A 4,352-nucleotide genomic window follows, 5' to 3' on the forward strand; every position below is an offset into this window, starting at 1 on the left:
AGGGGATCGACGCCCGGTCGATCGTGCGCGTTGCTCCCGATGGCCGCATTGCGGTCGCGCGCCAGGGAGACGACGTGCTTCTTTTCCGGCCGGGCTCGTCGTCCGTGCCGCGGCGCATCGCGTCGCCGGGTCATCCGATGATCGCGCTGAGTCGTACCTTTCTTGCGATCGCCGACGGCTCTCGCGTGCGCGTGTTCAGGAGTGCCGACGGCAGCCCGGTCGCCGACGAAGCGCTCGACCTCGGCGACGTCAACGATCTCGCGTTGCTCGACGCGCCGCCGCGACTCGCGGTGGCCGGGGCCGAACCCGAAGTCCGGTTGCTGACCCTCGAGGGCCGCATGCCCGTACAGACGATTGCGGTCGCGCGCGGTGCCAATTCACTGGCATGGAACGCCGATGGACCCAGCCTGATCGTCGCCGGCGACGCAGGCTTGTCGGTGTGGCGGGACGGCTCGTTTCTGCCGGAACATTATCCGGACGCCGCGCAACAGAAGGATTTGCTGTACGTCGACGGCGGCGGCGCGCTGCTGCTCGATGGCATCACGCACCGGCTTGCGCTGTTCGATATCGGCAACCTGCCGATTGAACGGAGCTACGCCCTGGGTACGTCGGAGAGTTGGGCGGTGCACGTCGATTCCGCGCATGAAACTGTCCATGTCGGTTCGAGCAACGGCACCGTCTACTCGCTGCACGGCGAACAGGTCATTCCGCATCCGCTCCACGCCGATGGGGTCACCGCGCTGGCCGGCGATGCTGCGCACCTGGCGAGTGCCTCCGATGATCGCACCGTGGCCATCTGGAACCTGCCGGACATGACGGTCGAATGGCGGTCGCGCAGTCACGACTATCTGGTCAACCAGATCGCGCTGGTCGGACCGCATTTGTGGTCCAGCTCGTCGGATGGCACGCTCAAGTCCTGGCATTGGCCGACGCTGGAAGAGGAACAGACGATCGACCTGCGCGCGCTGACCGGTTCGAAGGCCCTGCGACTGCATGCGTTCTGGATCGACCCGTCACAGAACCGCGCGCTCGTGGGCACGTGGAACAGCCGCCTGATTGCACTCGACCTGCGCGGCAACCAGTGGGTCGCGAAATCGCTGCCGATCGCGAGTTCGGGTGGCTATCACCTGATCGGCGTGCCGGACGTGAACGTGGTCGTCGTGCAGGGCACGCAGCCGAGCCGGCTGTATGTCTACGATCTGGACAAGCAGCGGCTGTTCGACCTGCCGGATCTCGGCAACACGTACTACACGCTGACCACCGACGGCAGTCCCGACGGCGTACTGCTCGGTGGCCTCGGCGTCATCGCACGCTACCGTCTCGAGCGAATTGCGGACGTTGGCCTCGAGGTGACCATCGAAGCGCACACGCAAAGCGGGCTTGGCACGCTGACCGCCGCCGATTTCGACCCGGCGCACAACCGGTTGTGGGCTGCGGACGCGAACGGGCATCTGTTGGCGATCGATACCGCGGGGATGTCCCGCCAGTCGGCATTCCGCGCGCTGCTGAGGCCGACTGACGCACCTTGAAACGATTTGCGTCGGCTCGGGCGACTTCCGCGCAACTGGCCTATAATCCCGCCCCCTCACATCCACCCTGATCGGTCGCTGCATCTGCGGCCGCGACGCCTTTCGTTCACGGAGCGGCACAATGAGTATCGAAGAGCTTGAAAGCACTGCCCAGGCCCTGGTTGCGCCCGGCAAGGGCATCATCGCGATCGATGAATCCACTGCCACCATCAAGAAGCGTTTCGACGCGATCGGCGTGCCGAATACCGAAGAGAACCGCCGCGCGTACCGCGAGATGCTGCTGACGGCGCCGCGCCTGGGTGAGCACATTTCCGGCGCGATCCTGTACGACGAGACGATCCGCCAGTCGACCAAGGCCGGCGTGCCGTTCACCAAGGTGATGATGGATGCCGGCATCCTGCCGGGGATCAAGGTCGATCTCGGCGCCAAGCCGCTCGCCGGTTTTCCGGGTGAGCTGGTGACCGAGGGTCTCGACGGCCTGCGCGATCGCCTCGCCGAATATGCGCGCCTCGGTGCGAAGTTCGCCAAGTGGCGCGCGGTGATCTCGATTGGCGAAGACACGCCGAGCGGCACCTGCATCGAGGCGAACTCGCATGCACTCGCCCGTTACGCCGCGCTGTGCCAGGAAGCAGGCCTCGTGCCGCTGGTCGAACCGGAAGTGCTGATGGACGGCGAGCACGACCTCGACGTCAGCTACGAAGTCACCGAGGCGACGTTGCGTTCGCTGTTCGGTGCGCTGTACGAGCAGAACGTGATGCTCGAAGGCACCATCCTGAAGGCGAGCATGGTCATCTCCGGCAAGGATTGCGAAGACCAGGCCGACATCGAGGAAGTCGCCGAAGCGACCATCCGTTGTCTCAAGGCCGCAGTGCCCGCGTCGCTGCCCGGCATCGTGTTCCTGTCCGGCGGCCAGTCCGACGAGCAGGCGACGGCGCACCTCAACGCGATGAACCAGATGGGTCCGCACTGCTGGCCGCTGTCGTTCTCGTATGGTCGGGCGATGCAGTCGGCTGCGCTGAACCTGTGGGGCAAGGACATGCAGGCGAACTTCGCCGATGCGCAGAAGATGGTTGCACTGCGCGCGAAGCAGAATGGTCTCGCGGCGCTCGGACAGTGGAAGAAGGGCGGCTGATCAGCGCTCGAACAGATTGAAGAAAAGGGCGCCCTCGGCGCCCTTTTTTTTGCTGCACGATTGCATGCGGTGTCGAAGAAGCGGCTTCAGCCGAGGTCTTTGAACCTGCAAATCGCGCTCAGTTCATCCGAGCGATGCCAGCCAGTCGTCGTCGGAGCCCTCGTTGACGCCCTCGAACAGGAACGTCGTGAGATAGCGCTCGCCGGTGTCCGGCAGCATCGCGAGCAGCACCGATCCCTCCGGTGCCTTTTCGGCGACGATCAACGCGGCGGCGAGCGTCGCGCCCGATGACAGGCCGACGAAAATTCCTTCCTCGGTGGCCAGCCTGCGCGCGGTGTCGCGCGACACGATGTCGTCGACCGGCACGATTGCATGCGCGACGTCTGGATTCAGCACGTCCGGCACGAAGTCCGGCGTCCAGCCCTGGATCTTGTGCGGCTTCCATTCGGCGCCGGACAGAAGCGCCGCACCCGCGGGCTCGGTCGCGATGATCTGTACTTCCGGACGGGCGACGCGCAGCACTTCGCCGACGCCGGTCAGCGTGCCGCCGGTGCCCCAGCCGGTGACGAAATAGTCGAGGCGCTTGCCGGCAAAATCGCCGAGGATTTCCGCCGCAGTCGTCTGCCGGTGATAGGCCGGGTTTGCCGGATTCTGGAATTGCCGTGCAAAGAACCAGCCATGCTTTTTCGCCAGTTCCTCCGCACGCCGTACCATGCCGCTGCCGCGTTCGGCGGCAGGAGTGAGGATCACCTTCGCGCCGTACGCACGCATCAGCTTGCGGCGTTCGATCGAGAAGGTTTCGGTCATCACCGCGACGAACTTGTAGCCACGTGCGGCACAGACCATCGCCAGCGCCACGCCGGTATTGCCCGAAGTGGCTTCGACGACCGTGTCGCCCGGTTTCAGAAGCCCGCTCTTTTCCGCGTCGAGGATGATCGCGATCGCAAGGCGGTCCTTGACCGATCCGCCCGGATTGAACGCCTCGACCTTGACGTACAGATGCACGTGCTTTGGCGCGATGCGGTGCAACTTGACGATCGGAGTGCGTCCGATGGTGTCGAGGATGCTGTCATGGAGCATGTCGGAATCCTTTGCGAGGCGAAGGGATCAGGCTGCCTGCCGTAGCGGGTGGGGCGTGGTCGCATGGCCCAGTGGCGCCGCGCCGAACCAGTGCAGGCGTTCGGCGAGGGCGGCCACCTCGCCGAGGATCAGCAGCGCAGGGGACCTTACTGTGTGCCCGATTGCGCGCTCGGGCAAGTCGTCGAGTGTGCCGACGATGATGCGTTGCTCCGGTCGCGATCCGTTCTCGATCAGCGCGAATGGGGTTGACGGTGCACGCCCATGCGCGATCAAGCGATCGCGCAGACTCGCCAGCTCGCCGACACCCATGTACACCGCAAGAGTCTGGCGTTCCTGTGCCAGTGCGGCCCAGTCGATTGCATCGAGCGACGCGCGGCAATGCGCGGTGACGAAGCGCACCGACTGCGCATGGTCGCGGTGCGTGAGCGGGATGCCTGCATGCGCGGCGCAGGCAACTGCCGCGGTGATGCCCGGAATCACTTCGAACGGAATATCGTGATCGCGCAGGAACTCCAGTTCCTCGCCGCCGCGTCCGAACACGAACGGATCGCCACCCTTCAGCCGCACGACGCGCCGGCCCGCGCGTGCGTGTTCGAGCAGCAGCGCGTGGA

General features: G+C 65.3%; 4 protein-coding genes. 2 read left to right on the forward strand and 2 right to left on the reverse strand.

Features of this window, described 5'->3' with window-relative positions:
* Together ABIV12_RS16570 and ABIV12_RS16575 are read left to right on the forward strand one after the other, a co-directional pair.
* Positions 1-1,529, forward strand: a 1,529-nt coding sequence (locus tag ABIV12_RS16570) for a hypothetical protein (protein ID WP_348061370.1), incomplete at its 5' end; no start/stop codon positions are given.
* Between the two features lie 121 nt (positions 1,530-1,650).
* A complete protein-coding gene (locus ABIV12_RS16575; protein WP_348061371.1) occupies positions 1,651-2,661 on the forward strand; it encodes a class I fructose-bisphosphate aldolase in 1,011 nt (336 codons plus the stop codon).
* A gap of 123 nt (positions 2,662-2,784) precedes the next feature.
* Here the strand turns inward: ABIV12_RS16575 and cysK are convergent, their stop codons facing one another.
* Together cysK and cobA are read right to left on the reverse strand one after the other, a co-directional pair.
* On the reverse strand, positions 2,785-3,741 hold the full coding sequence (cysK, locus tag ABIV12_RS16580; protein ID WP_348061373.1) for a cysteine synthase A: 957 nt from the start codon (positions 3,739-3,741) through the stop codon (positions 2,785-2,787).
* Positions 3,742-3,768: 27 nt separating this feature from the next.
* Positions 3,769-4,352 (reverse strand): uroporphyrinogen-III C-methyltransferase (gene cobA, locus ABIV12_RS16585; protein ID WP_348061375.1); only part of this gene is annotated, 584 nt, incomplete at its 5' end.

Origin of the sequence: Dokdonella sp., assembly GCF_039926425.1 — a bacterium.
GTDB lineage: Bacteria > Pseudomonadota > Gammaproteobacteria > Xanthomonadales > Rhodanobacteraceae > Dokdonella_A.

Bases quoted from the DNA above. Each gene is read 5' to 3' on its own strand.
- ABIV12_RS16575 (WP_348061371.1), top strand. From the start codon at position 1,651: ATGAGTATCGAAGAGCTTGAAAGCACTGCCCAGGCCCTGGTTGCGCCC.
- cysK (WP_348061373.1), bottom strand. From the start codon at position 3,741: ATGCTCCATGACAGCATCCTCGACACCATCGGACGCACTCCGATCGTC.